The sequence below is a fragment of the Fontibacter flavus genome (assembly GCF_042432905.1).
Classification (GTDB): Bacteria; Bacteroidota; Bacteroidia; order Cytophagales; family Cyclobacteriaceae; genus Fontibacter; species Fontibacter flavus.
The window spans coordinates 39,306-64,404 of the sequence record NZ_JBHLWI010000014.1 but is presented as its reverse complement, the minus strand read 5'-3'; the positions used below and the strand labels follow the sequence as shown (position 1 = coordinate 64,404).

The 25,099-nt window shown below is 39.9% G+C and carries 22 protein-coding genes; 8 read left to right on the top strand and 14 right to left on the bottom strand.

Annotation, left to right across the window (positions count from 1 at the left end; translation table 11 throughout):
- Positions 1–288 precede the first annotated feature (288 nt).
- The 6 genes from ACFFIP_RS06720 to ACFFIP_RS06695 all read right to left on the bottom strand — a co-directional run bounded on the left by ACFFIP_RS06720 (position 289) and on the right by ACFFIP_RS06695 (position 8,433).
- Positions 289–513 carry a hypothetical protein gene (locus ACFFIP_RS06720; protein ID WP_382386814.1) on the bottom strand — a complete coding sequence of 75 codons (225 nt, stop codon included), beginning with the start codon at positions 511–513 and terminating at the stop codon, positions 289–291.
- A 15-nt stretch (positions 514–528) separates the two neighbouring features.
- A complete protein-coding gene (locus tag ACFFIP_RS06715; RefSeq protein WP_382386813.1) occupies positions 529–1,092 on the bottom strand; it encodes a PH domain-containing protein in 564 nt (187 codons plus the stop codon).
- A gap of 491 nt (positions 1,093–1,583) precedes the next feature.
- Positions 1,584–4,172 (bottom strand): M14 family zinc carboxypeptidase, encoded by a 2,589-nt coding sequence (locus ACFFIP_RS06710; RefSeq protein WP_382386812.1) that lies wholly within the window; start codon positions 4,170–4,172, stop codon positions 1,584–1,586.
- A gap of 162 nt (positions 4,173–4,334) precedes the next feature.
- Positions 4,335–6,176, bottom strand: a complete 1,842-nt coding sequence (gene glmS, locus ACFFIP_RS06705; RefSeq protein ID WP_382386811.1) for a glutamine--fructose-6-phosphate transaminase (isomerizing) — start codon at positions 6,174–6,176, stop codon at positions 4,335–4,337.
- Positions 6,177–6,296: 120 nt separating this feature from the next.
- Positions 6,297–7,661 carry a hypothetical protein gene (locus ACFFIP_RS06700; protein WP_382386810.1) on the bottom strand — a complete coding sequence of 455 codons (1,365 nt, stop codon included), beginning with the start codon at positions 7,659–7,661 and terminating at the stop codon, positions 6,297–6,299.
- Positions 7,621–8,433, bottom strand: coding sequence for a glycogen/starch synthase (locus ACFFIP_RS06695; protein WP_382386809.1), 813 nt, complete (start codon positions 8,431–8,433; stop codon positions 7,621–7,623). The genes ACFFIP_RS06700 and ACFFIP_RS06695 overlap by 41 nt, the downstream gene beginning before the upstream one ends.
- A 125-nt stretch (positions 8,434–8,558) precedes the next feature.
- Here ACFFIP_RS06695 and panC point away from each other — a divergent pair, with 125 nt between their 5' ends.
- The 6 genes from panC (at position 8,559) to ACFFIP_RS06665 (ending at position 13,826) form a co-directional block, all read left to right on the top strand.
- Complete coding sequence (gene panC / locus ACFFIP_RS06690; RefSeq protein ID WP_382386808.1) at positions 8,559–9,407, top strand: pantoate--beta-alanine ligase; 849 nt, start codon at positions 8,559–8,561, stop codon at positions 9,405–9,407.
- Positions 9,408–9,428: 21 nt separating this feature from the next.
- The gene (panD, locus tag ACFFIP_RS06685) at positions 9,429–9,776 is read left to right on the top strand and encodes an aspartate 1-decarboxylase (protein ID WP_382386807.1); all 348 of its coding nucleotides are present in this window, start codon (positions 9,429–9,431) and stop codon (positions 9,774–9,776) included.
- Between the two features lies 1 nt (position 9,777).
- Positions 9,778–10,779 carry a lysylphosphatidylglycerol synthase transmembrane domain-containing protein gene (locus tag ACFFIP_RS06680; protein ID WP_382386806.1) on the top strand — a complete coding sequence of 334 codons (1,002 nt, stop codon included), beginning with the start codon at positions 9,778–9,780 and terminating at the stop codon, positions 10,777–10,779.
- A gap of 33 nt (positions 10,780–10,812) precedes the next feature.
- The gene (locus ACFFIP_RS06675; RefSeq protein ID WP_382386805.1) at positions 10,813–11,499 is read left to right on the top strand and encodes a zinc metallopeptidase; all 687 of its coding nucleotides are present in this window, start codon (positions 10,813–10,815) and stop codon (positions 11,497–11,499) included.
- A gap of 115 nt (positions 11,500–11,614) precedes the next feature.
- Positions 11,615–12,754 (top strand): acyl-CoA dehydrogenase, encoded by a 1,140-nt coding sequence (locus ACFFIP_RS06670; RefSeq protein ID WP_382386804.1) that lies wholly within the window; start codon positions 11,615–11,617, stop codon positions 12,752–12,754.
- Positions 12,755–12,893: 139 nt separating this feature from the next.
- A complete protein-coding gene (locus ACFFIP_RS06665; protein ID WP_382386803.1) occupies positions 12,894–13,826 on the top strand; it encodes a helix-turn-helix domain-containing protein in 933 nt (310 codons plus the stop codon).
- A 49-nt stretch (positions 13,827–13,875) separates the two neighbouring features.
- Here ACFFIP_RS06665 and ACFFIP_RS06660 read toward each other — a convergent pair whose 3' ends face one another.
- The 6 genes from ACFFIP_RS06660 to ACFFIP_RS06635 form a co-directional block, all read right to left on the bottom strand.
- On the bottom strand, positions 13,876–15,252 hold the full coding sequence (locus tag ACFFIP_RS06660; protein WP_382386802.1) for a peptidylprolyl isomerase: 1,377 nt from the start codon (positions 15,250–15,252) through the stop codon (positions 13,876–13,878).
- Positions 15,245–16,141 (bottom strand): peptidylprolyl isomerase, encoded by an 897-nt coding sequence (locus tag ACFFIP_RS06655; protein WP_382386801.1) that lies wholly within the window; start codon positions 16,139–16,141, stop codon positions 15,245–15,247. Before ACFFIP_RS06655 ends, ACFFIP_RS06660 begins: the two co-directional genes overlap by 8 nt.
- On the bottom strand, positions 16,101–18,137 hold the full coding sequence (locus tag ACFFIP_RS06650; RefSeq protein ID WP_382386800.1) for a peptidylprolyl isomerase: 2,037 nt from the start codon (positions 18,135–18,137) through the stop codon (positions 16,101–16,103). Before ACFFIP_RS06650 ends, ACFFIP_RS06655 begins: the two co-directional genes overlap by 41 nt.
- A gap of 61 nt (positions 18,138–18,198) precedes the next feature.
- Positions 18,199–18,615 (bottom strand): ATP-binding protein, encoded by a 417-nt coding sequence (locus tag ACFFIP_RS06645; protein ID WP_382386799.1) that lies wholly within the window; start codon positions 18,613–18,615, stop codon positions 18,199–18,201.
- Complete coding sequence (locus ACFFIP_RS06640) at positions 18,612–18,950, bottom strand: STAS domain-containing protein (RefSeq protein WP_382386798.1); 339 nt, start codon at positions 18,948–18,950, stop codon at positions 18,612–18,614. Before ACFFIP_RS06640 ends, ACFFIP_RS06645 begins: the two co-directional genes overlap by 4 nt.
- A 33-nt stretch (positions 18,951–18,983) precedes the next feature.
- The gene (locus tag ACFFIP_RS06635) at positions 18,984–21,044 is read right to left on the bottom strand and encodes a GAF domain-containing SpoIIE family protein phosphatase (RefSeq protein ID WP_382386797.1); all 2,061 of its coding nucleotides are present in this window, start codon (positions 21,042–21,044) and stop codon (positions 18,984–18,986) included.
- A 100-nt stretch (positions 21,045–21,144) separates the two neighbouring features.
- Here ACFFIP_RS06635 and ACFFIP_RS06630 point away from each other — a divergent pair, with 100 nt between their 5' ends.
- Positions 21,145–21,861 carry a DUF4197 domain-containing protein gene (locus ACFFIP_RS06630; RefSeq protein WP_382386796.1) on the top strand — a complete coding sequence of 239 codons (717 nt, stop codon included), beginning with the start codon at positions 21,145–21,147 and terminating at the stop codon, positions 21,859–21,861.
- Here ACFFIP_RS06630 and ACFFIP_RS06625 read toward each other — a convergent pair whose 3' ends face one another.
- Together ACFFIP_RS06625 and hemW are read right to left on the bottom strand one after the other, a co-directional pair.
- Entirely contained in the window at positions 21,862–22,176 is a 315-nt protein-coding gene (locus tag ACFFIP_RS06625) for a DciA family protein (protein ID WP_382386795.1), read from the bottom strand. It abuts the gene before it with no gap.
- Positions 22,177–22,198: 22 nt separating this feature from the next.
- Positions 22,199–23,323 carry a radical SAM family heme chaperone HemW gene (hemW, locus tag ACFFIP_RS06620; RefSeq protein WP_382386794.1) on the bottom strand — a complete coding sequence of 375 codons (1,125 nt, stop codon included), beginning with the start codon at positions 23,321–23,323 and terminating at the stop codon, positions 22,199–22,201.
- An 87-nt stretch (positions 23,324–23,410) separates the two neighbouring features.
- Between hemW and ACFFIP_RS06615 the strand changes: the two genes are divergently transcribed.
- Positions 23,411–25,096 carry a POTRA domain-containing protein gene (locus tag ACFFIP_RS06615; protein ID WP_382386793.1) on the top strand — a complete coding sequence of 562 codons (1,686 nt, stop codon included), beginning with the start codon at positions 23,411–23,413 and terminating at the stop codon, positions 25,094–25,096.
- Positions 25,097–25,099 lie beyond the last annotated feature (3 nt).

Below are 25,099 nucleotides of genomic sequence, written 5' to 3'. Positions count from 1 at the left end.
TAAATCAGTTCCAATGAACTGATTTTTAACGGTCGGTCCTCCCAGGCTCCTGATAACCCAAGCCCTTTAATTCCACTCCCCACGGATTCCCAATATCGCTTTGCTCATCGGGACAGGCTATAATGTGTCTCCTGCACTACGATAGGACCAGTACTTTGTATGGAGAAGTTATCGTATCTACCTGTCGGTAGACAGGCCAGACATTCTCTGAAGTCTCATTGACCACGAAAGCCTCAATACTTGTGCGCCGTGGCGTATACCCGTCCTTCTCTACAAATATATCTTTTTTCAGCTTTTCATGTTTGTTCCGGGCTTTTTTGGACAACCTGCCCTGCATCCTTTACCGGACCTAAAAAGCTTTACCAAAGCTTTTCTTAACGCTCCGTCCTCAGAAGCATACTGATTGCTGTCTCTGTTCCCGATATCGTCTTGCTCATCGGGACAAGCTATATAGTGCATAGGCCATATATGCTTCCGGAACAGGTTTTTCTGAAGATTTGTAAGTACTAGCATTGCCGGGCTTTTTACTTATTTCCATAACAATGTACAAAAAAGTCGTTTCTTTCTTTTTTTCTGAACCCCTTTCAACTCGTTAACTACTTCTTCAAGTTTTGGGGACATCAAGCATGTTATTATAATTTGCCGCTCGGATTTAGTAATTATTCTTGCATAGTGATAGGATTCTATTGGAGTAATCTGAATACCCCCTTTATCTAAACTGGCGGATTTGTATAAGATAACATTGCTTAATTCTGTGAATTTAAATTTATGGGTATACCCATTTTGAGTACTTATAGTAAACTCGTCATCTTCTATAGTAATTACCTGCTTTCTGTTAGCGATGTAATATTCAATGTGCAAATAAAGAAGAGGCAAGGTTAGAAGGACATACATTCCACCAAAAACAACTACAAAATCTATATTAAATTTTAATAGATATAAGGCTACAAGCATAAAAATTGTTCCTATTAAATGAAAAGACAATACCCGTAATTGATTATATGCACTTATTCTCAATATCATTTTACCTCCCCGGATACCATCCTGATTTAATAGCGTTTTCAAAATTTGAGATTTGCCATAATGTTTCATTCCAAATTTATTTAGCCCCATTGTAAATATATTCACCACCAACAAAACCAGCGCCTATGAATGCACCTCCGGCAGCTCCCCAAGGACCACTATAAGCAGAACCAAATAAAAGCCCCACCTATAATCAAACTAAATGCATCGGTAGTTCTATATGCAAAAAGACCACCACTTATTTGACCATTTTGCATTGCACAATAATCTAAGCCAATACTAAGAGGAGCACCAACATAAGTTGAAGCGCCTCCTAATACTTTTCCGGTAGTCCCTAATAATTTATAAGTCGAGCTAAATTTTGAAAATGTTCCTATCTTATTGCTTAAAGACAATGAAGACCTGTAATCAAGCATTCCAATCTTATATGCTCGAATTCTAAAAGAAAAGCACCCTACAGCTCTAATCGCAATTCCGCTGCCTACTAAACAAGTTGTGGTAAAAATTAAAAAAAGAAAAAATCCCCTCCAAGAATCCTAATCTCTTGGAGGGAATTAAAATCAATCTGCTGTGCCGGATTTGATAATCTGTCCAAAGAATACCGCATTCAGGAACAATTTGTTGGTACCGTACCAAGTGGCCCGGAAGTTTGGATTGTCGACCATTCCTATGACACGGCCACTCCCCAGTTTTTTCACCTGAATGATACCAGTTTCTTTGATTTTTTCCAGATTTTCAGGATGGACATAACCACTAGCCAAAGGCTTATCTGTATAAACCAGTGGATTGGCATATTCATTTTTGGCTTTTTCCAAAAACAGGTTGCTGTTTCTGAAGGTAAAAATTTCAGGCTTTTCATATCCATATCCTATCGGATGGGTAATGTCCAGTTTTGCATGAAAAATGGTTCCGCTTGTCAAACGTGCACCGGTACTCTGAGTGAAATCACCATAAGGCTTTGGAGATGTTTTCTTTTCGTCATCCTCATCTTTTTTGAATTCAAATTTGGCAATTTCCTGATCTGCGAGCCATCGCATGGCATTGCCTCGGGCAATGATAGTATTTCCTGCAGAAGCCCAGTTTTTGATTTTTTCAGCTTCGGATTTGCCCAATGTATTATAAGATCCATTTGGCATCACTAAGACATTGTACCTGTTTAGGTCTGCGGAACTTATTCTTTCTATCGGCAAAAGTGTGATGGGCATATCCATTCGTTGATCCAGTAAATGCCAGATTTCACCCGCCTCCAGGCTGTTTACCCCAGTACTTACAATCAAGGCTACTTCTGGCTTTTTCAGCACGTCGATTTGTGGAGACCCCAGGTTGATGCCTCCTGTGTAACCAGTGTTGAGGGCATGAATGGTAAGGCCTGTCTCTTTGGCTAGTTGTTCGATTTCATCATCAAGGTCCTTTGCGGTTAAAGCTTTTGGATCCTTTGGCATGCTGACCAATATGCTGCCTCTTTTTAATTCTGTTTTATCTGCAAGTTTGATGGGTTCGTTGGTTACCCTGACCAAATAGCCTTTCTGCATTAATTGATAGGCCGCCTTTGGTGAATAATACCCTTCCCAGCCGAATCCGTAAGAATATGCTTCTTTTTCACCTTTTAAAGAGCCTTCAGCCATCTTGAAGTTTTCATCCAAAGGACTAACATTGGCCAGGTTTAAGATTCGACTGCTGAGTGCCATATAATCCAGGTTGAATGCCATCGGCATGGTCCAAGCGGATACATCATAGAAAAGGCTGTCCTGGAATTCATTCCGGGTTTCAAAGAAAGCCTTGATCAGTTTATACTGAGGTTGGTTAAGGGGAACGATGTAAGAGTTGCCTTTTTCAAAAGGCACTCCATTGACCGTGATATTTTCATTCAATGCGAATACCTTGATTGCATGTTGTTTGATCATGTCGGCCAAATGATAACTTCTGGCACCATCTGACTGAGAACCGAAAATAAAGGCCTTGTCTATATCTGCTTCAGCTTCTTGGATCGACTTTTTGTAGAAATCATGCATGGACTGGTTGATTTCCTTACGCATGGCTTTGGCAGCTTCAAAAGAACTGACGCTGGTTCTGAATTGATTCCTAACGGTGAACGCAAACGTCAATGGACCATAATTGCTTTCTTGAAGATGTCCTCTGGAAGATGCCTGTTCGAACAAAATACCGATGGATCCCTGAATGTCCGGATAGGTGGAACCATAACCGAAATAATATTCATCGAAACTTTCTTTAGCATAGTAGAGGGAACCAATATCTTCCATAGCCTTGGCATGGTAAGCCGCCATTTTTTCTGTGAGTTCTACGGTTTTCTTGGGAATCAAAGGGTGGTCACGAGTGGGTATTCCCGGTTGGAAAAAGAAGGTGGAATTTGATCCCATCTCATGATAATCTAAGTAAATATTGGGCAGCCATTCCTGAAATTTCTTCACCCTGTTGCGTGATTCCGGATGCTGTGCCAACAGCCAGTCCCTGTTGAGGTCAAACCAATAATGGTTACCTCTTCCTCCCGGCCATGCTTCACCCAATTCACGGTTGTTTGGATCTCCGTTGAGATTATAAGACCGATGGGAATTGACCCAGGTGGAGTAGCGGCTGTAACCGTCTGGATTAAGAGAGGGATCAATCAATATAATGATATTTTGCAGATCACCTTCAATTTCTTTGGCTGCTGCAAAATGGTAGGCTGCCAGTAAAGAGGAGTTGATGCCACTCGCTTCATTTCCATGTACGGAGTAACCAGCTTGCATGACCAGCGGCATGGTCTCGTAATTCAGGTTGGCAGTGTGGTCTTTTAGTTTTTGCCGGTCTTTTTTGATGCTTTCCAGATTCCTGATATTATCAGGGGAAGTTATGGTCAGCAAAACCTGAGGTCGTTTTTCATAAGAATGGCCAAAAACTTCAAAAGTAACCCTTGGAGAGCTTTCGGCCAATTTTTCGAAGTAGCGGATCAGCTGCTCATAATCTACATTCCATTCCCCGACTTCAAATCCCAAGACCTGTTTTGGAGTGGGGATTTTTTCATCATAGGTGAAATTGGAAGGAAGGTAATAGTCCAGGGAAATATCAGCTGTTCCTTTCGGACTTTTTTGTGCATAGCTGATAAAAGCCGACAAAAAAAATAGCAGCAGCAATACAGAATGTTTTTTCATGTTCATGTTGAATTAGATGGATTGAACTTACCAAATTTCTTTCAAATTGGCCAATAGGAAAAACCTTCACAATACCCTTTGTGTAAAAAATGGACTGAGATCAAAAAGAAAGGCCATACATTTCTGCATGGCCTTCATAATATTGTTTTAAAATACTTGGTTCTATTCTACCGTTACCGATTTTGCCAAGTTTCTTGGCTGGTCCACATTACATCCTCTCATCACCGCGATATGGTAAGATAACTGTTGCAATGGAACCACGGCCAAAAGTGGAACAAATGCCTCTTCTGTTTCCGGAATTTCGATCACGTGATCCGCCATTCCTTTTACTGTGGTATCTCCCTCAGTTACCACAGCGATGATTTTACCTTTTCTGGCTTTTACCTCCTGGATATTGCTGACCACTTTCTCGTAAGAGGAGTCTTTGGTAGCAATGAATACCACTGGCATCTCCTCATCGATCAGGGCAATAGGGCCATGTTTCATTTCTGCTGCAGGATAACCTTCCGCATGGATGTATGAAATCTCTTTCAGTTTCAAGGCTCCTTCCAATGCTACCGGGAAGTTGTAACCTCTTCCTAAGTAAAGGAAGTTTCTGGAATCCTTGTATTCAGCAGCGATAGCCTTTACTTTATCATTCAATTTTAGGGCTCTTTCTACTTTTGATGGAATCGTTTCCAACTCACTCAAAAGTTGCATATACCTGTTTTCGGAAAGTGTTCCTCTCTGATAACCAAGTTTTAGCGCCATCATGGTCAATACGGAGATCTGAGCCGTGAAAGCTTTTGTGGAGGCCACGCCAATTTCAGGACCGGCATGGGTATAAGAACCTGCATGGGTCGCCCTGGCAATGGATGAACCTACCACGTTACAAACCCCAAAGATGGTGGCACCTTTGGATTTTGCCAGCTCAATGGCTGCCAATGTATCGGCTGTTTCGCCTGATTGGGAGATGGCAATCACGAAATCTTTTTCGCTGATGACCGGGTTTCTATACCTGAATTCTGAAGCATATTCCACTTCTACGGGGATTCTTGCAAACTCTTCAAACAGGTACTCTGCCACCAATCCGGCATGCCAAGAGGTACCGCAGGCGGTGATGATGATCCTGTCAGCATTTTGGAACTTGTTCATATAATCCCTCAAGCCTCCAAGAACCAATCTGCCATTTTGGGCATCAAGTCTTCCACGCATACAGTCAGCTATGGATCTTGGCTGCTCGTTGATTTCTTTCAACATGAAATGTTCATAGCCGCCTTTTTCGATGGCTTCCAATTCCATTTCAAGTTGATTGATATAGGGGTTGGTTTCTACGTTTTCAATTGTCTTGATCTGAAGCTTATTGTCCCTGATGACAGCAATTTCATAATCATCTAGGTAAACTACCTGATTGGTGTATTCAATGATAGGAGTGGCATCTGATGCTAGGAAATATTCATTTTCTCCAACGCCTATAACCAATGGTGAGCCTTTTCTAGCTGCTATCAAAGTATCCGGCTCTTCCATATTCATGATGACTATGGCATAAGCACCGACTACTTTATGAAGCGCGAGTCGAACTGCTTCTTCCAAACTGCAATCATTGTTTACATAAATGTCTTCAATAAATTTGATGAATACTTCGGAATCTGTTTCTGATTGAAAGGTATATCCTTTATTCATCAGGTCTTTTTTCAGGACATCATAGTTTTCGATGATGCCATTGTGGATCATCGCAAATTTCTCACTTGAAGAGTAATGGGGATGGGCATTGACATCATTAGGTTCACCATGGGTAGCCCAACGCGTATGTCCAATTCCGATTTTGGAATGGAGGTTACTGAAGCCATTTAAATGGTTTTCCAGTTCCGATACCTTTCCTTTCTTCTTGTAAATACTTAAACCCTCTGGGTTTAACAAGGCAACACCGGCACTATCATAGCCACGGTATTCTAATCTTTTAAGTCCTTTGATGATGATGGGCAAAGCTTCCTGCTGCCCTACATAAGCTACAATTCCACACATAGGTAAAAATTTTAAAAATCAAATGTAAGTTTATTAAATCAACATAACAAAAAACAGTCCGGTAATTCAACTTTAATAAAATTGCTTTACCGGACTGTCATGCTTTGTCGAAATCAGTATTTAGAATGATCTCGTCTTCGAATAATATATTTTAAGTATTGGGCTGTTACCCTCCATGATAAATTCTCTTGTTGACTGTCTATATTCATCAGACCCTGTTACCAATGGATAGATGATAAAATCCCTTCTCTGGATATTTTTTCTGTAAATCGCATTGATGTGGGAGGTGATAAACTGTCTGTAGATATTTTTTTCCAAATCATGTGCCAATAAAGCAGGGGAATCGGAGAAAATAGGTTCGTCTGTTGTCGGATCGTATTGAGGCCTGCCATCAGGCTGGACTGCCATGACCCTGCCATCATTTCTTAGCAAAACTTTGTTGGTTTCATTGGTAAAGAACATTTGATGGAATTGTGGCGGTCTTAGACTGGCAATATTTCTGCTCAAAGGTCCCATTTCAAGAATTGCTTGATTGATGGTGATATTCTGAAGTGTGTCCAGAAAGGCATCCAATGGGCTCATGTCTAATTTCACCAATAATCCGGTATTGTTTTTAGATCCAACTTTTCCGCCAAGGTCATATGAAACATAGGGTTCTACAATGGCTTCAGTTGGTGTGCCTGTTGGATCTATGATCATTTGGTTGAAATGTCGGGCGATATTGGAGTTGACACCAGTGGCAATTGGGTATGCCTTTGATACAGTATCTCCTTCATTTCTGTAAAAAAACACAAATCCTGTATTGTTTCCAGGTCTTACTGTAAAAGATACTTTTTCATCTTCCGCACCTTTAAAAACAAGGCCTGGTAGGTATTCCCTGAAAGTGAAGATGTCTGTAAAAGCAGATCCTTCCTTCAGATCTTCAAATAGCTGATTTGTAAAGGGATTGTTTTCAAGTTTGGTGAAAACCAAAGTGTCTTGACGAGCTGAAAAATCAAAGGAAGTTGTAAAGATAGGTTCTTCATTATATTCCAGACTGCTGAAATTATAATAATTGACATCTTGGATTTGCTCATTTAGTCTGTGGACTTGAAAGGTCTTTTCTGATTCCAGTTCATCTGCCAGTACAAACCTGACATTAAAATTGAATCTGACCGAATCCAGTACAGCGTTTGCCTCTGGTTTGGCTACGTCCCTGTTGAAAAACAGTCTTGAATAACCAATACCTTCGGTTTTACCGAAGAAATCACTTTCCTCATGGCCAAAAACCAGAAAATTCGGGTTGATGGTCAATAAGGAATCCTGCTTGATAACAGTAGCAGATAGGGGTATTTCTTGGTAGAATACCCCTATCTGATTGTTGTTGGGATCCAGGTCTAGACCTAAGTTGGAAGGATCCTCGCAGGAACTGATGATGAATGAGATAATGAGACCTAGGGCCAGCTTAGCCGGCGAGGTCAGTATAGATGTTGTAGTAACTTTCAAAAAGTTGTTCGTCTTCTTCGCTGTTAATCTCACACTTCTTGTCTTTAGAGCACTCTTCTATGAGTTGGCTTAGGTTTTCGGATATTTCTTCGCTCTTGATGACCACGTCGGCATATTCCATCCCGATTTTCAGGAAGCCTTCGTAATCTTTTGATTTGAGTGGTGCTAAAATGGAATCATCAATATCTACCATTTTAACTTTCTCAAACAAATCATCGCCAAATTTATGGTTAAATCCGGTATTGTAAATAGCGAATACGGATTTTGTGTCCTTAAATAATGGCTCATTTTTGTAAGTTGTTTTGAGATACATTGGTATCAAGCTGGTCATCCAGTCGTTACAATGCACTACGTCGGGTGCCCAACCTAATTTTTTGACGGTCTCTATGACACCTTTACAGAAGAAAATGGCTCTTTCGTCATTGTCTTCATAAAACTTTTCCTGCTTATCATGGAAAACGCTTTTTCTCTGGAAATAGTCTTCATTGTCAATGAAGTAAACCTGAAGCTTTGCGTTGGGGATAGATGCCACCTTGATGATCAAGGGTTTCTCTTCCTCTCCTACGGCAATGTTGATCCCAGAAAGCCTCACTACTTCGTGCAACCTGTTCTTTCTTTCGTTGATCAATCCAAATCTTGGCACAAGAATACGGATTTCCATTCCTTTTTCCTGCATAGCCTGCGGTAGGGCCCTTACGAAATTGGCTACCTCGGAGGTTTGAAGAAAAGGATTGATTTCACTTGCAACGTAGAGGATACGAAGTTTTGACATATCTTGTTGTTTTAATTGAGGGATAATAATCGCACAAAGTTACAAAAAAAAAGTGGTAAAGCCATTGTTTTTCTGGATTATAATATAGTTTTGCCTCTATTTTACATTCCTTAAATCCAAATCCTGTGAATATCCTCCGTACCAAAGAGGCTGTGAAATCCGCACTGCAGAATATATCTGGACCCCAAAGAACAGTTGGTTTTGTCCCTACTATGGGGGCTTTGCATGAGGGCCATTTGGCATTAGTTGAAAAAGCAAAAGAATCTTCGGATGTGGTTTTTGTCTCCATTTTTGTAAATCCCACACAATTCAACAATCCGGATGACTTCGCCAAATACCCCAACACATTGGATAAAGACTTGGATTTATTGAAAAATACCGGGGTAGATTATCTGTTTATACCTGATATTCAGGAGATTTATCCAGAAAAGCCCATGCTTTCTATTGATTTTGGGGATTTGGAAAGGGTATTGGAAGGGGCGTTCCGTCCTGGTCATTTCAACGGGGTCGGAATAGTAGTTTCTAAGTTGTTAAATATTGTTAAACCTCATAAAGCCTTCTTTGGACAGAAAGATTTGCAGCAGGTTGCAGTGATCAAAAGGCTGGTGGCTGACCTTTCCTTTGATGTGGAAATAGTGGTAGTCCCAACTGTCAGGGAAGAAGATGGATTGGCTTTGTCATCGAGAAATTTGAGACTTAGCCCAACCGAAAGGCAATCGGCGCTAATCCTTTTTAAAGCATTAAGTTTTGCCAAGGATGAACTTTTAGCTGGGGAACCTTGGTTAGATGTCCGGGAAAAAATTGATGAATTGATCATGACCCAGATAGGAGTGTCATTGGAGTATTTCGAGCTTGTCCGCTCAGACAATATGAAGATTCTCGATAAGCTGGAAAAGAACATTCCTGTTTCGATCTGCACTGCAGCCTATGTGGGAGAGGTCAGGCTGATCGACAATATTGCAGTTATTGATTAAAATTGCGCAAAAATTAAATTCATGCATATTCAAGTATTAAAATCCAAAATTCACAGGGTAAAGGTTACCCAAGCGGAATTGCATTATGTAGGCAGTATCACCGTAGACGAAGATTTGATGGATGCGGCCAATATCATTGAGAATGAAAAGGTTCAGGTGGTCAATGTGAATAATGGAGAGCGTCTTGAAACTTATGTGATCAAAGGTGAGCGTGGTACAGGGACCGTTTGTCTCAATGGTCCAGCAGCCAGAAAAGCGCAAGTAGGGGATGTAGTGATCATTATCTCTTATTGTTCCATGGATTTCGAATCAGCAAAGCAACACAAGCCGGCAGTGATATTCCCGGATGATCACAATAAATTGATTTAAGGTGAAATTAAATTTGAAACAATGGGTCCAGGTAGTATTGTCTTTGGCAGTAGCTATCTGGATCTTTTGGTTTTTATATAAGGATCTGAGCATAGAAAGTCTAATGACATCCATTGCTGAGGTTTCATGGGGATGGTTAGGACTGTCCATTTTTATTTCACTTTTTGGTTTTTGGATAAGGGCTTGGAGATGGAAGCTGCTGATAGAGGCAGGTGAGAATTTCAAAGTAACAACTGGAAAGACACTCATTGGTCTTATGATCGGTTATTTGGTCAACCTCCTTGTGCCTAGGGCAGGAGAGGTAGCGAGGTGTGGGGTTTTATCCAAGACTGAAAACATACAGGTGGGCAAACTACTGGGAACAGTTATTTTAGAAAGAACAGTAGACCTGCTGTTTTTGGCATTGACCGTACTGTTGGCATTCGTTTTAGAGCGGGAGGTATTTTTAAACCTTTTCAATGATTTGGTATCCTATGAAGTTCTTCTACAAAAGATCAGTTCTGCTTTACCTTTGATTTTGGGAGGTTTAATAGTAGCAGGTATTTTTGTTTACTTTCTGTTCAATAAGTACAGGGATAGTGGGCTCATCAAAAAGCTCAGGCATTTCCTTAGAGATATGATCAACGGCTTGATCAGTGTAAAAAGAGTCAAAAACCAATTTGGATTTTGGGGCAGTTCTGCGATGATATGGTTTTCCTATTATCTGATGATGTTGTTAGTGGCATGGGCCATTCCATCTACTGCCAGTTTGTCATTAAGCTCAGTACTCATGGTGATGGTTATGGGCAGTATTGGCATGGTTGCGCCTGTACAGGGAGGAATTGGAACCTTCCATGCATTAGTGGCCTTTATTTTGATGGCTTATGGATTGACGGCTGAAGAAGGAAAAATCTTTGCCGTGATCATACATGGAAGCCAGGTATTGACCATCCTGATTGTTGGGATTGTAGCATTGGGGATTTTCTTTAAAATTACTTCCCAAAAAGCATCCAAAAGTTCTTAATTTCGTAACTACAAAAAGTAAAAGAAAGAAGCTATGATTATATTGATTGTCGTTGTGTTTGCCCTGTTGGGCTTTGTTGTCAGCAGGAAGCTGAAGAGTAAGTTTCACAAGTATTCACAAACATCCCTGAGGGCTAACCTTTCGGGAAAAGAAATAGCCGAGTTGATGTTGGCAGACCACAATATCACGGACGTAAAAGTGGTTTCTGTCGAAGGACAGTTAACGGACCATTATAACCCAATGAATAAGACGGTAAATCTTAGTCCGGATGTCTATTATGGTAGAAATGCCGCTGCAGCTGCTGTTTCAGCTCATGAATGCGGTCACGCCATTCAGCATGCCACGGCGTACTCCTGGTTGAAATTGAGGTCTGCAATGGTGCCTATGCAGAATGCAAGCGGTAAAATTTTGAATATTGTCTTGTTGGCTTCCCTATTTGGTGGTTTTGCACTTGGATTGCCTTATGAGCTGGTTGGCTATATAGTGGTCGGTTCCTATGGTGTGATGACGCTTTTCACTTTGGTGACTTTACCGGTTGAATTTGATGCAAGCGCCAGGGCCTTGGCATGGGTAAAAAACAGGAATGTTGTAACGACAGAAGAATATGGTATGTCCAAAGATGCCTTGAAATGGGCAGCGATGACTTATGTGGTAGCGGCCTTGGCGGCCTTGGCTACTTTGGCCTATTACATCATGATTTTCTTCGGAAACAGGGAGTAATCGGGTAAAAGAAACTTTATCATACGATTTGAGTTTACATTTAAGGGGCAAGAAATTGCCCCTTATTTATTTTGTAATTAACTTCCAATCGGAAATAAATTAAACCCAAATATATATGCGTTTCGACTATACAGAAGAGCACTTAGCAGTGCGGGATGCGGCCAGAGATTTTGCCCAATCAGAACTTTTACCAGGAGTAATTGATAGAGATACAGAAGCCAAGTTTCCTTTGGAACAAGTAAAGAAAATGGGAGAACTTGGTTTTATGGGTATGATGGTGGATCCCAAGTACAATGGAGGGGGAATGGATACCATTTCTTATGTATTGGCCATGGAAGAAATTTCCAAAATTGATGCCTCTGCATCTGTTTCTATGTCTGTAAACAATTCCCTTGTGTGTTGGGGGCTTGAAAAATATGGAACTGAGGCCCAAAAAGAAAAGTACTTGAAGAGATTGGCCACAGGAGAAATCATTGGAGCTTTTTGCTTATCAGAGCCTGAAGCAGGGTCAGACGCTACTTCTCAAAAAACAACCGCTGACTTAAATGGAGACCATTACTTGTTGAATGGGACCAAAAACTGGATCACCAACGGAAGTTCAGCTTCAGTATATCTTGTCATTGCCCAAACAGATGTTTCCAAGGGCCATAAAGGTATTTCTGCCTTTATTGTTGAAAAAGGTTGGGATGGATTTGTCATTGGTAAAAAAGAAGACAAAATGGGTATCAGAGGTTCTGATACGCATTCATTGATGTTCACAGATGTCAAAGTTCCAGTTGAAAACAGGATAGGTGAAGAAGGTTTTGGATTTACTTTTGCCATGGAAACACTGAACGGTGGAAGGATCGGAATTGCAGCCCAGGCTTTGGGAATAGCTTCCGGCGCTTATGAACTGGCATTGGCATATTCAAAAGAGCGTAAGGCTTTTGGGAAAACCATCAGTCAGCATCAGGCTATCCAGTTTAAATTGGCAGATATGGCCACTCAAATTGAAACTGCCAGGCTGCTTGTGATGAAGTCTGCCTGGCTGAAGGATAATGGGCAGGATTATGCTACTGCAAGCGCCATGGCCAAGTTATATGCTTCTGAAGTAGCGATGAATGTCACAACAGAGGCTGTTCAGGTTCATGGAGGCTATGGCTATGTGAAAGAATATCATGTGGAAAGGCTGATGCGTGATGCAAAAATTACACAGATTTATGAAGGGACTAGTGAGATTCAAAAAATAGTCATATCAAGAAGTATTTTAAGATAATCAATTAATATTTTTAAAAAGGGCACAAAATTTAAATTTTGTGCCCTTTTTCATGTTATTTTAATTTTTTATTTAATAATTCTACTGCTATGTAGAAAATTATTATACTTTTACAGAAAAACTTAAATCTGTTGCCATCATGGAATATTACAACAAAGTCATAGAATCGGTTGGCGTTCGCTTTTTAAAAGGCAATAATTACAAAGTAGAAAAACCCATCTCGGTTTTAGACTATCAGGATACCGAAAATTCGGTGGTTTTATTGCATCAAGGTGTTCTGAAATTTGGGGAAGAACAAGAACTTGTCAATGAAGGAGAAATCCTTTTTATACCGGCGGGTAGGAAAACTTCCATATCTTTTGGATCCGTGGGTAAGAAAAGTGAAATATCAAATGAAGCTTTTCAAGACAACAAGAAAAAATACCTTCAAACCATCAGTTTTAAGGAAATCAAAAATTTAGAAGAAGACTGTATCACCATCGTCAACTTTGAAGCAAAGGTTTTCGATGTGGTTAATTTTTTCAATTCACTTGGGATTCCTCCCTTTACCATAAGATTTAATGATCGTGTAGCCACAATTATCGAAGACATGGTCAAAGAATCCGAACAGAATACTCCTGGGAAAGAAAGGGTAATGAAAATCCATACAGAATTGTTAGTGATCGAAGTGGTCAGACATATTCTGAAGAATCGACTTTTCATGGAAGAACTTTCGACCAACAGCACTTATTTCAAGGATCCAAGATTGATAGATTTGTTCAATTATATCAAGAAAAATATTGGAGGGGATCTGTCCAATAAAGTCTTGGCCAAGGTGGCGAACGTTTCTGAAGATTATGTAGGTCAGTATTTCAAAATGTTGACAGGAATCAATCCACAGGATTACATCGAATACCAAAGAATGGAAGCTGCTGTAGAGCTCCTTAGGACCTCTAAGAAAAGTATCCGGGATATTGGAAAAGAAGTTGGTTATAAAGATACCGCCTACTTCTGTAGAAGATTTAAAATGATGTATGGTCTACCGGCAGGTAAAATGAGAAGGAGAGAATCACTCATTAACGTACAGGGATAAAAAAAGCCGCTTTGAAATTTCAAAGCGGCTTTTTTTTAGCTATTTAGCCCTATCTGTCCTTCAGGGCTTCACACCTGTCATAGGCAGGGTCTATGTCAATAAAGACATCCTCTTTGGCAGTAAGGAACCATCGACTTAATATTTCTTCTTCTTTCTTTCTTTTGGTGGCAGCTTTAAGCTTCTCGTAGTCGTCGTCCATGTTGGCTCTATGGGCAGGGAATCTTTCTTTATAGAAAAGAATCCTCACCTTGGTTCCTTCTCTTTCATCCTCAAATCTCATTGGTTTGGTGATAGAACCGACCTTCATACTGTCCAAAGTGAAATATAATACGGGATCTTCCAAAGTTCTTAAAGTTAATCTGCTTGAGCCATTCTGTGGATCAGTAAAAAAGCCCCCATTATCAGAAGTGGCACGGTCTTCAGAGTATTCTTTTGCTGCTTTGGCAAACTCAATCTTTTTTTCCATAATCTGAGTCCTCATGCTGTCCAAATACCTTTCAGCTGATTTGATATCCTCCTCAGATGGCAATGGTCTGATCAGTATATGGCGTGTATTAAAAGTATTTCCTCTTCTTTCCAAGAGCTGTATCATGTGGAAGCCAAACATGGTTTCAACTGGATCACTGATCTCTCCTGGCTTAAGCCCTAAAGCGGTAGCTTCATATTCTGGTGCCAATTCACCTCTTCGGAAGAATCCAAGTTCCCCACCCATCATAGCAGATCCCGGGTCTTGGGAATGTTCACGTGCAAGTGTTTGGAAATCAGCAGTGCCATCATTGATCATTTGTTTGAATCCTCGGAGTCTGTTGGCTATTTCTTCCTTGACTTCTCGATTCACTACTGGTTTTCTTACAATTTGTCCTACCGTTACCTCTGCAGAGAAAAATGGAAGGGAATCTCTGTGGATGGAATTGTAGAATTTCCGTACATCTGCAGGGGAAACCGTCAATCCTTCAGTGATTTTTTGCTGCATCTTTGTAATCACCAACTGCTCTTTCAAAGACTCTTCAATCTCAGCCTTCAGTTGGTCAGCTGTTTTGCCATAGATTTCCGCCAGCATAGATTCATCTCCTCCAAACTGTGACATGACCATAGAAAACCTTTGATCAGCTTGTATCATTACTTCAGCATCTGAAACCATCACGGAATCAAGTTCTGCCTTGGCCACCATCAGTTTATTGATCAACAGCGATTCAAAAACAGCACAGCGGGTCGGGGTTTCAAAGCCTTGCTGGGTTTGTGCAATGGCTTCCAAATAAGCTCTTTGTACATCAGATTCAAGTAAGATGTAATTGTTAACCTTGGCTACAATTTTATCAATTACCTGACCTGAAGGAGTTTGGCTTTCTTGTTGCGTATTTTGTGCATTCGCTAAAGAAAGGGATAATCCAAGAAAAATGCTCAGAATGAACTTAATTTTACTCATATATTTTGAACTCATTATTTTCAAGTGCACGGTTATAAATTTCTTTTTGTAAGTCTTCTACAAGCTGAATCCTTTTTTTGTTAATCAGGATCTTTGCAATTTCTTCTTTTACAAATTCCATTGGAGGAATCTGATCCTGGAGCTTGTATTCCAAGATTCTGAAGTAATAATTGTACTGATCGTCTTCTACTACGATCAGCTTATTGTTTCTGAGTAAACCAACTATATTGCCGTTGTTGGCCAATGGTGTATCGATGATGATGTCATCAATTCTTACCCAAGTTGAGTCTTCCAGAAAGTAATTACTGGCCTGTTGCAAGGCAATGTTCCGAATTGCTCCTTCCTGTTGGCCTTCTGGTAATCTCAATAACCTTTCCAAATTTTTATTTTGGTTGTTATTTCTTTCTATTTTGAGGAAGTTGACCCGGACAATAATTTCTTTCAAGGTGAAATTTTCTTTATTGGCCTCGTAATAAGCCGCAATTTCCTCAATGGATATTTCCTTGTTCAGCTTTTCTTCTGTGTAAGCCTTTTCAAACTCATACACCATTAGGGCATATTTATAATCTAAGAGCTTTCTGTTGATCTCCGCTTCATCAAAAGCCATGGATTTGGAAGCTTCCTTGATCATCAAATGCTTTTTGATCCAGGATTGGATATACCTGTTGATAATGTTGGTGCTATCCGTCTGAGAAAGATCTTGGGTATTGACCAAAGCAATATCCGACATCCTTAAATATTGTTGGTCAATGGAAGCAACGATAGGATCATCTTCCTGATCATCGCCTGTTTTAAATTTAAACAGGTCACAGGAAGTAACAAAAACAAGTAGTAAAACCAGCGAGATTTTATTTGTCAACAACGATATCGTAAATTCTCTTTTTTTCATCCTCATTTATTCGGAGGATATAATTTTCTTTTAATGAATTGACCAATTGATTGTCAAGGTAAGTCTGATAATCCTGTATTACCTTTCCTCTTGTTTCATTGAAATCTTTAGTTTGCGGTGCTACTTTTTCTCCTGTTAAGACAAATAGCATTTTTCCATCCACCTTTATTTCCTGTAATCCCTGCTTGATTCCTGATTTCATCAAGATAGGATGCGATTCCCATTCATATAAGCCTTCTTCCATCGTAAAGGCCAAAGGATTGTTCAACAAGAAGGTGTTTTCAAGCCTATCGGCAAGATCAGGTTTATATACCTTGTCAGACAGGAATCTCCTTACTGCTGGCACACTTTCTTCTTTACCCATGGTGACGATCAAAGCCCTAGCTCTTTCTTTCCATTGATAGTTGGCTTTGTTTTCTTCATAGAATTTTTGCTGTCCTTCAATGTCCAAAATGGCTTTTTGCCATACGTTTTCATTCATTAAAGAAAACAATAAAATACCATCCCTATACTCTTTAAGTAAAAGCCTATACTCCTCATTATTAGTCATCAGGTCCTTCTCTTCTGTCTCATTCAAGGTGACTTCGATGAATTTATCAAGCCAAGCCTCAAAATAACTTTTTGTTCCAAGCCTCACATTTTGCTTGTCTGCCTGTATGAATGCCAACAAATCACCAACGGTCTTATCTTGCAGCTGTACAGAAAAGAGTATATTTTCTTCTAATCCTTCAGAGATGATCAACTTCTTAGCTTCATCTCTTGAGTTTTGGTTGAAAATATCCTGGATTTGGATGATGGTGGTATCATTTTCAACAAAACTATACCTGGATTTTTGAATGGCCATTACCTGTGATTCAATCATGCTTGACCTGCTGTCACGGAGAATTCTGGATTTGATAGAGGCTTCCATATCTTCATAGCTTGCGATTGGTCTTCTTTCTTCCAATCTAATGATATGAAAACCATAAGGGGTTTTTACAGGAGGAGAGATTTCCCCTTCTTCAGTTAATGCAAAAGCTACCCTTTCAAATTCTGGAACTACTGCTCCCAAGCCTATCCATGGCAGGCTTCCTCCAGAGTTTTTGCTTCCAAGATCCTCTGAATATAATTTGCATACCTCATCCCAGTCGCTTTCCGGTTTCTGAAGCTCGGTATAGATATCGCCTACCTTACGAAGCGCTTTTTCTTCTGACACAGGATCTCCTGGTTGTGTTCTCACCAAAATGTGGGAAACCCTGATTTCCCCTGGGTTTGGTTTACGGTCTTCTAATTTGATGATGTGGTAACCAAAGTTGGTCAAAACCGGATCGGAAATTTGTCCTATCTGCAAACCATAAGCCGCATCTTCAAACTGATGTACCATTTGTAGGGCGGTAAAATACCCTAAACTTCCCCTATTGTCTTTTGCAGAAGGGTCATCAGAATGTTCATAGGCCAGTTCATTGAAATCTGCTCCGGCCTCAGCTTCCTCTTTAAGCTTTTGAGCCATCCTAAAGACAGCAATTGTATCTTCTCTCCCAGCATTGTTGGGAAATTGAATCAGGATATGGGAAGCTTTGACCACTTCCTGCATGCGGTTGTAAGCCTTCATGAGCTCACCTTCCTGAAGTGAGTTTTTGATTAAGAAAGGTTTGATCAGGTCTTCTTTAAAAATCTCAAATTCCCGTCTGAACTCTTCCAAAGTGTCCAGTCCCATATTTTCCGCTTCCTTCACCTTCAATTTGAAGTTGATGAACAGGTCCAGGTTTTCCTGAAATTCTTCTGGGCTTAACTTTTCTTCTTTTTCCTGGAATTGACGGTTTTTGGACAATAAATATAAAAATTCATCAGAGTAGACATCCTCATTGCCAATGGTCATCAATGGTTCAGGAGCTTCATTTTGACCATCATCTTTTACCAAGTTAGCTTTTGGACTACAGGAAATAGCCAAAGCTAAGAGAGAATACCATAAATACTTTTTGTTCATACTGAATAACATGCCAAAACGATACTGCAATGTTACAAATTTAAATGAAGAAATTCGGGGACTTAAGGTATTATCCTTTAATTATTAACAATTATTTGGATTTCAATTCCTTAAATAAACGGCAGGTATTTTTGCTGCCATTTGACTCAAACTCTATTTTGTCCATTATTTTTTTGACCAGCATGATCCCCAGGCCTCCTTTTCTTTTAGTCTTGATCACCTGTGATATTTCCGGTTCCTGATATTCCAAAATATTAAAGCCTTCCCCGAAATCCATTATTTCAAAAATTGCCTGACCGTCTAAAATCCGGGTTTTCAGTTCAATATAGGTAGTGGGGTTGCATGCATGCGAATGGATGATCAGATTGGCACAAACCTCTTCCACAGCTAAAATTACCTGATGTCTCTCAATCTCGGATAATGGGGTGTCATCCAAGATTTTTTCCAAAAAATTCCTGAGAATTACAAGCTGGCCTGTATTGCAATATAGCTTCAACTTATCCTTCATGAGATGGCGGCAAGCGCTTCTTCTTGAGTGGATTTAATAAGAATGAGTTTATCAAGTCCCAGAATAATGAATACCTGATGAACTTTTTCCAGCAGACCAAATATGGCCAAGCGGATATTTTTTTCCTGGAATTCTTCCAGATAGGACATAAAAACGCCCAGTCCTGCGGATGAAATGTATTCTAACTTACTGCCATCAACTAATAATTTTTGGACTCCTTCGCCCAACATGCGCTGAATGGCGGCATCCAAATCCACGGAGTTACTTGCATCCACTTCTCCGGAAAGCATGAGTACAGAATAGTCTCCTGTCGTTTTATGTTCAATATTCAACATGTCTTAATATACGCTGTTTAACTCCTTGGGTTTTTATTTGAACTTGATAACCATTAAGGTATAATCATCATCAGCAATACTATTTTTGCCAATAAACCGATATACCTCTTCAATAATCTTGTTTTGGATTTTTTCAGTGTCCAAATCTGCACAGTTTTTTAATACATTTTTCAGTCTTTCGTATCCGAATTCTACTCCCTTATCGTCCTTGGCTTCCACTATGCCATCTGTAAACAGCACCAATACATCTCCACTTTGATAGTGAAATGTCTTTTCGAATACATAATTTTCAAAGAGTTGGGTTCGGATGATACCAAGTCCCAAACCATCAATACTCAAATAATCACACGTTTGTTTTTCTTTATTGTAATAAAGTGTGGGGCAATGACCGGCCCTACTATAAGTGATTTCTTTTTTTTCAGTATTCAGGTTGAAGTAAGAAGTGGTGATAAAGTGGTTCTTTTCCAGACACTGACTTAAAGCTTTATTTGCTTTGGTCAAAAATTCTTTTGGACTTGGGTGCAACTGCACAAGGCTGTGGAATATCCCCTTCATTTGGGACATGTTGAAGGCGGCTGAGGTTCCTTTCCCGGATACATCTCCAATTATGAGCGCGAATGTATGCTCTCCTATTGGCTGTGTTTCATAATAATCCCCACCTACCTCATCAGCTGCTACCGAAAAACCACAGATGTCAAAACTTCCGTCATGGTGGAGGGTGTCCGGTAAAAGGCTCCTTTGAACGCGCTGGGCGATTTTCAGTTCTTCCTTATACCGTTCATTTTTAATGGCCTCATTCAGCAAGCGGTAGTTTTCAACTGAAATGCAGGCCTGTCCCACAAAAGTCGAAATGATGTTGACCATTTCCTTGTTGAAACCGTCTTTCACTTCTTTTGTCAAAAAGAGGCGGCCAATGGTATCCTGATTGACAACTAAGGGAATCATTAATGCTGAATGATAAAGAGGATGGTTTAATTTCCCCTGGAAAACCTTGTTGTCATTGTCTGTTTTTTTCCAATCAAATTGGCTAAATGGTTTACTATCGTTGATCAGCTTATAAACTTTTGCCAATTCCTCTTTTTCAATAAACCTTTTGTGGATGATAGTTGGGGTATCAGCCTCATTTTTTAATTCAAGCCAGCCTGCATCTGCATAAGAGGCACTCATGCTGGAATCAATCAGGATATCCAATACCTGAGTTTCATTTTGACCGGGTTTGATTGATTGACTGAGTCGCTGAAAATTAATCGCCTCAACCAGCTTCTGTTCAAATACAGATGAGGTAGGGAGATTGAATAATGTGACCAAAAAGCTGAACAGAGAATAAACAAATACAAAAGCAAAGAGGCCTATCAGAAATAAATTATCAGTCAGGTTGACAAGAATCTGTTTGGCATCACTATAAGAAATTAATTGTAAAAACAGGTACGAAGCACATACTAGAATGATAAAGAGAAACAGGATTGATTTCCATTTCTCCTTGAATGTCAGATAGGGTATCCATTTGAGGTTGATCGAAAGAGAGATGGAAAAGATGGTGATGAAAACCAATCCAAACAGAAAGCTGTAATCCAGAGAATTCTTGTTGAAAAAGATAAAAAACATACTGATCAACAGCAAAATCTCAAAGGCCTGCCATTGTTGTACTACTTTTTTGGTTTTTTGGTACAATATTAGACGCTTCCAAAGTAAAGTACAGGAGATCAGAAATAAGGTGATAAGGGCAAAGTTGACATGATAAAAGAAATTTCTCAGCAGAAGGTCAGTAGCTAGTCTGGAATCTCCAAGTAGGAAATAAAATGCCCTGATTAAGAGCGAAACCCCAAGAGCGAGCAATCCTGTGGAAGCGCCTCTCCAAATGAGGTTTAAGAATTCATTTCTCTCGTTTTGGGCAATGGAGTAATTGTAAAAAATATAAACCATGATGAAGAACATGATCTCCAAAACATAGGAAAATTCAGGAGCAACCCCTGATTCAAGTTGGTTTAGAAGTCCGAAAATTCTGGTAATATCCACAAAAAGTAATGCCAGCCAAGTTAAGATGGCAACCAAAAGGCTTACTTTTCCGATATTTGGACTAGATAATTTGATCATCGGTTTTTCTCAATCACAATATTACCAAAACTAACTTAATTATCCTGTTTACATTTGTAAGCTACTTTATAAATAATGTTAAATTTTAAAAAAATCTGAAATGCGTTATCCTGTTTTATTCTTCGTTTTTGTTTTGAGTGTACTGACCGCATGTTCTTCTGCGGATATCAATAAAATATTACAAGCTGCAGGAGGTCAAGGGCCTTTGACCCAAACAGAAGTTTCACAAGGACTTAAAGAAGCACTGATACAAGGTATCAGTAAAGGGGCAGATCAGGCATCTGCGACTGACGGTTTCTTCAAAAATGAACTGATCAAAATATTACTGCCTGAAGATGCCAGAAGAGTGGAAAATACTTTGAGGCAAATGGGATTAGGTGCTGAAGTAGACAGGGCTTTATTGACCATCAACAGAGGAGCAGAAAAAGCAGCCATGGAAGCCAAACCTATCTTTATCAGTGCCATCAGGCAATTGACCATTCAGGATGCGTTCAATATCCTCAAAGGTGAACCGGATGCCGCCACACAGTTTTTGAGAAGAACGACAGAATCTCAGCTGATTTCCTTATTCCAGCCAAGAATTCAGGAGTCATTGGACGAGGTTGGGGCGACAAGGTATTATGGAGATATCGCCAATGCCTATAATGCAATTCCGCTTACCAATAGAAAAATCGATCCGGATTTGAATGCCTATGTAACGCAACGTGCTATTGATGGTTTGTTTCTATTAGTGGCTCAGGAAGAAAAAAATATCCGTGAGAATCCTATGGAAAGAACTACGGCGTTGATGAAGCGGGTGTTTGCAGCTCAGGATTAATTAGAGAAACACGACTTCTTCAATTACCCCTTTACCAAATTTGCTTTCAATGAGGCTTAAAACTTTGGACCTGTTCATCGATAATTCTTTTTTGACAGGTCCAGAGTTGATGGTAACAAAAAGTTTTTTTTCCTTTACATGAAGGCCACTTGTCCTTTTAGCAACGGTTTGTCCCATGATTTCAGGCCAAGCTTGAATGACCTGTCTTTCGTCAAACTTGTCTTTTAACCGGTAAGCTTTCAATAATTCCTCAAAAGCTTCCTGCAATGGTGCTACTTCTTTCTTTCTTCCCGAGTGATCCCTGTACTTGTCCATTGATTCAAAGGTAGTCTATTTTTCAGATAAATAAAGAGGCAGCTATGCTGTCAGCAAGTAGTTTCCCAGCTCTACTTAAATATATATGTCCAGCGTCTTGTTTGATCAGTTCCTGACTTTCGAGTTCTTTTAATAATTTACCTTTTTCCAGTTGAAGGTCTATTCCAAACTCATCAAGGAGCTTTTGTTGATCCAGGCCCCATATTGTTCTCAAGGAGGTAAGGATATACTCATTTGCTAAATCCTCCTCTTGAAGATCCTCCTGCTGATAGGCCAATTCCTCTTTTTCCAGCTTTTTGATGTAAAGGGCATTATTGGCAAGATTATTTCCCCTGTGTTTGCCATCGAAAGAATGAGCACTAGGTCCAATGCCCAAATAAGGAACGCTCTTCCAATAATTGGTATTGTGCAGTGCAAACTGCCCCTCCCTGCAAAAGTTGGAGATTTCATATTGGATATACCCTGATTTTTCCATTTCATCCATCAGTATTTCAAACTGCTCAGCTTGAAAATCCTCAGAGGCTTCCTGGAACTTTCCTTTTTTTGCCCAATTTCCGAGGGCCGTCTTGGGTTCCACAGTCAAGGCATATGAACTTATATGTCCAGGGTCAATTTGCAAAGCCAAGGAAAGGTCTTTTTTCCACAAGGAATGATCTTCATGGGGAAATCCATAGATCAAATCAATGGACAACTTCTCAAATCCGGCTGATTTTGCCAAATCGACGGCGACCATGGATTCTTGGGCATTGTGTGCCCTATTGTAAAACTGTAGAACCCGCTGATTGAAACTTTGGATACCAATACTGAGCCTGTCAAAACCCAGGCTCTTCAAATCCTTAAGTTTGTCTTTCTTTAAATCATCAGGATTGGCTTCCAGTGTCAACTCTTTCACTTCCAATGAATACTGCTTGTTGATCTGGTTTAGTATTTTTTCAAATTGATGGACAGTCAAGAGTGAAGGGGTTCCTCCGCCAAAATAAATGGTCTGTATAGGGTTACTAAGGGGTAAGAAATCTTTTCTGAGTTCCAACTCCCTCAAAATCATGTCCACCATCACTTCAATTAAGCTGGTATTGGTACTGAAATGAAAGTCGCAATAATGACAAGCCTGCTTACAGAAGGGGATATGGATGTAGATGCCAGACAAATTGATTAATTTAAGCGCCAAATATACAAGTTAACCAATTAGCTTCCATTGAAAAGACGGTTTCTACTCTTTTTTTACTTTTCATCATTGATTATTTCTCAGCTATTTGCCCAGCAGGGGAAATGGCTGCATTATGAAATCCGGGGAGGTGTGATGAGAGAGGGTAATTTGAGTTTTGTAGATTCCCTGCAGATGAGCCAGTTTTCAAGGGAGTTGATCCTTGAATTAAATCAGCTGGGATATCTCAGTCCAAAAAGTAACGGGATATGGACAGGCACGGATTCTTTGTATTTGCAAATTGATACAGGGGTTAGATTTGAGTGGGTCAAGCTGTCTAAGGGAAATGCTGATCCTCTTTTTTTACTGAAGGCGGGTGTTGATCTCCGGCAATTTGGGGGAAAGTCATTCAATTATGCTGAGGTTGCCAATATTTTTGGAAAAATTTTGGATGCATCTGAAAACCTCGGCTATCCTTTTGCCTCGGTAGCGCTTGATTCAGTTCAAAGAAATGAAACCCGTATCAGTGCAGCTTTAAATGTTGAACTAGGGCCATTCATCACCTTTGATACCTTAAAAGTCACGGGAAATTCTAAGACCAAGAAAGAATTCCTGTCAAGGTTTTTGCAGATTAGACCCTCAACGCCCTTTTCCCAAAAAAAGGTGGATCAGGGAATAAGACAGATCAGGAATCTTCCGTATTTAAGGTGGTCAGGAGAGCCGGAGTTGAGTTTTCAGAATGAAGAGGCCACTTTATATTTACCCTTGGAGGACAGGAGGGTCAATGCAATTGATGGGATTATTGGTTTCTTGCCAAATGAACTGGAAGGAAACCGCATGCTGGTCACAGGACAGTTTGATTTGGCGCTGTATAATGTAGCAGGCAGGGGTAGAAGCTATGAACTGCATTGGCAACGTTTTAATCAATTTTCGCAGAATTTGAATGTTTCTGCGCTTGAGCCATTGTTGTATGGTTCAGGTGTGGACATGAAAGCTTCTTTTTCTCTACTTAAAGAGGATACCACATTTTTGAATAGGGATTTTCGGATAGATTTTGGGTACAGGTTTGGAGAAGGTGCTTATTTGCGTTTTTTTTCCAGAAGACAAGCAGCAGATTTATTGGCAGTGTCAGGTTTGTCAGAACTGACGGTGCTTCCCGAAGTAGGTGACTTTAGATTTAATAATTATGGTATTGGCATAGAGCAATCCTGGTTAGATGATAGGTTTTTTCCGAGGAGAGGGGCATTGGCACAGATGGAGTTTGCTATAGGTAATAAAAACATTATCAGGAATACAGCAATTCCATCTTCTGTATATGATGGGGTTTCATTGAGGTCTCTCCAATATTACTTAAAAGGGCATGTAGAGAAGTATTTTTACTTGAACTCCAGATGGGGAGTTTTAACCAGACTGGCAGGAGGCCTGATGGAAAATTCCAATTTATTTGTCAATGACCTCTTCAGGTTAGGTGGCCTGAAGACCATTCGTGGCTTTAATGAAAACTTCTTTTTTGCAAAGAATTATACTTATTTGAATTTTGAGCCAAGATATTACTTTGATACCTATTCATATTTTATGATTTTTGCCGATGTGGGAAGGTTGGGTAATTCTGTTCAGGCTTTGGTCGATGATTATCCATATGCTTTAGGCCTTGGCTTTAGTCTTGAGACAGAAGGAGGGATATTTAATTTCATTTATGGGTTGGGAGGATCCAATACCCAGGATTTTGCACTAAATCTTTCAAAGATCCATTTTGGTTATACCGGTAGGTTTTGATGT

Excerpts from the sequence above, each read along its gene's own strand:
- ACFFIP_RS06635 (WP_382386797.1), bottom strand. The coding sequence starts at position 21,044 with ATGATCAAATTATCTAGTCCAAATATCGGAAAAGTAAGCCTTTTGGTT.
- ACFFIP_RS06640 (WP_382386798.1), bottom strand. The coding sequence starts at position 18,950 with ATGTTGAATATTGAACATAAAACGACAGGAGACTATTCTGTACTCATG.
- ACFFIP_RS06675 (WP_382386805.1), top strand. The coding sequence starts at position 10,813 with ATGATTATATTGATTGTCGTTGTGTTTGCCCTGTTGGGCTTTGTTGTC.
- ACFFIP_RS06665 (WP_382386803.1), top strand. The coding sequence starts at position 12,894 with ATGGAATATTACAACAAAGTCATAGAATCGGTTGGCGTTCGCTTTTTA.
- panD (WP_382386807.1), top strand. The coding sequence starts at position 9,429 with ATGCATATTCAAGTATTAAAATCCAAAATTCACAGGGTAAAGGTTACC.
- ACFFIP_RS06715 (WP_382386813.1), bottom strand. The coding sequence starts at position 1,092 with ATGAAACATTATGGCAAATCTCAAATTTTGAAAACGCTATTAAATCAG.
- ACFFIP_RS06655 (WP_382386801.1), bottom strand. The coding sequence starts at position 16,141 with ATGAAAAAAAGAGAATTTACGATATCGTTGTTGACAAATAAAATCTCG.
- ACFFIP_RS06720 (WP_382386814.1), bottom strand. The coding sequence starts at position 513 with ATGCTAGTACTTACAAATCTTCAGAAAAACCTGTTCCGGAAGCATATA.
- ACFFIP_RS06630 (WP_382386796.1), top strand. The coding sequence starts at position 21,145 with ATGCGTTATCCTGTTTTATTCTTCGTTTTTGTTTTGAGTGTACTGACC.
- ACFFIP_RS06710 (WP_382386812.1), bottom strand. The coding sequence starts at position 4,172 with ATGAAAAAACATTCTGTATTGCTGCTGCTATTTTTTTTGTCGGCTTTT.
- ACFFIP_RS06670 (WP_382386804.1), top strand. The coding sequence starts at position 11,615 with ATGCGTTTCGACTATACAGAAGAGCACTTAGCAGTGCGGGATGCGGCC.
- ACFFIP_RS06645 (WP_382386799.1), bottom strand. The coding sequence starts at position 18,615 with ATGAAGGATAAGTTGAAGCTATATTGCAATACAGGCCAGCTTGTAATT.
- glmS (WP_382386811.1), bottom strand. The coding sequence starts at position 6,176 with ATGTGTGGAATTGTAGCTTATGTAGGGCAGCAGGAAGCTTTGCCCATC.
- ACFFIP_RS06625 (WP_382386795.1), bottom strand. The coding sequence starts at position 22,176 with ATGGACAAGTACAGGGATCACTCGGGAAGAAAGAAAGAAGTAGCACCA.
- ACFFIP_RS06695 (WP_382386809.1), bottom strand. The coding sequence starts at position 8,433 with ATGTCAAAACTTCGTATCCTCTACGTTGCAAGTGAAATCAATCCTTTT.
- ACFFIP_RS06660 (WP_382386802.1), bottom strand. The coding sequence starts at position 15,252 with ATGAGTAAAATTAAGTTCATTCTGAGCATTTTTCTTGGATTATCCCTT.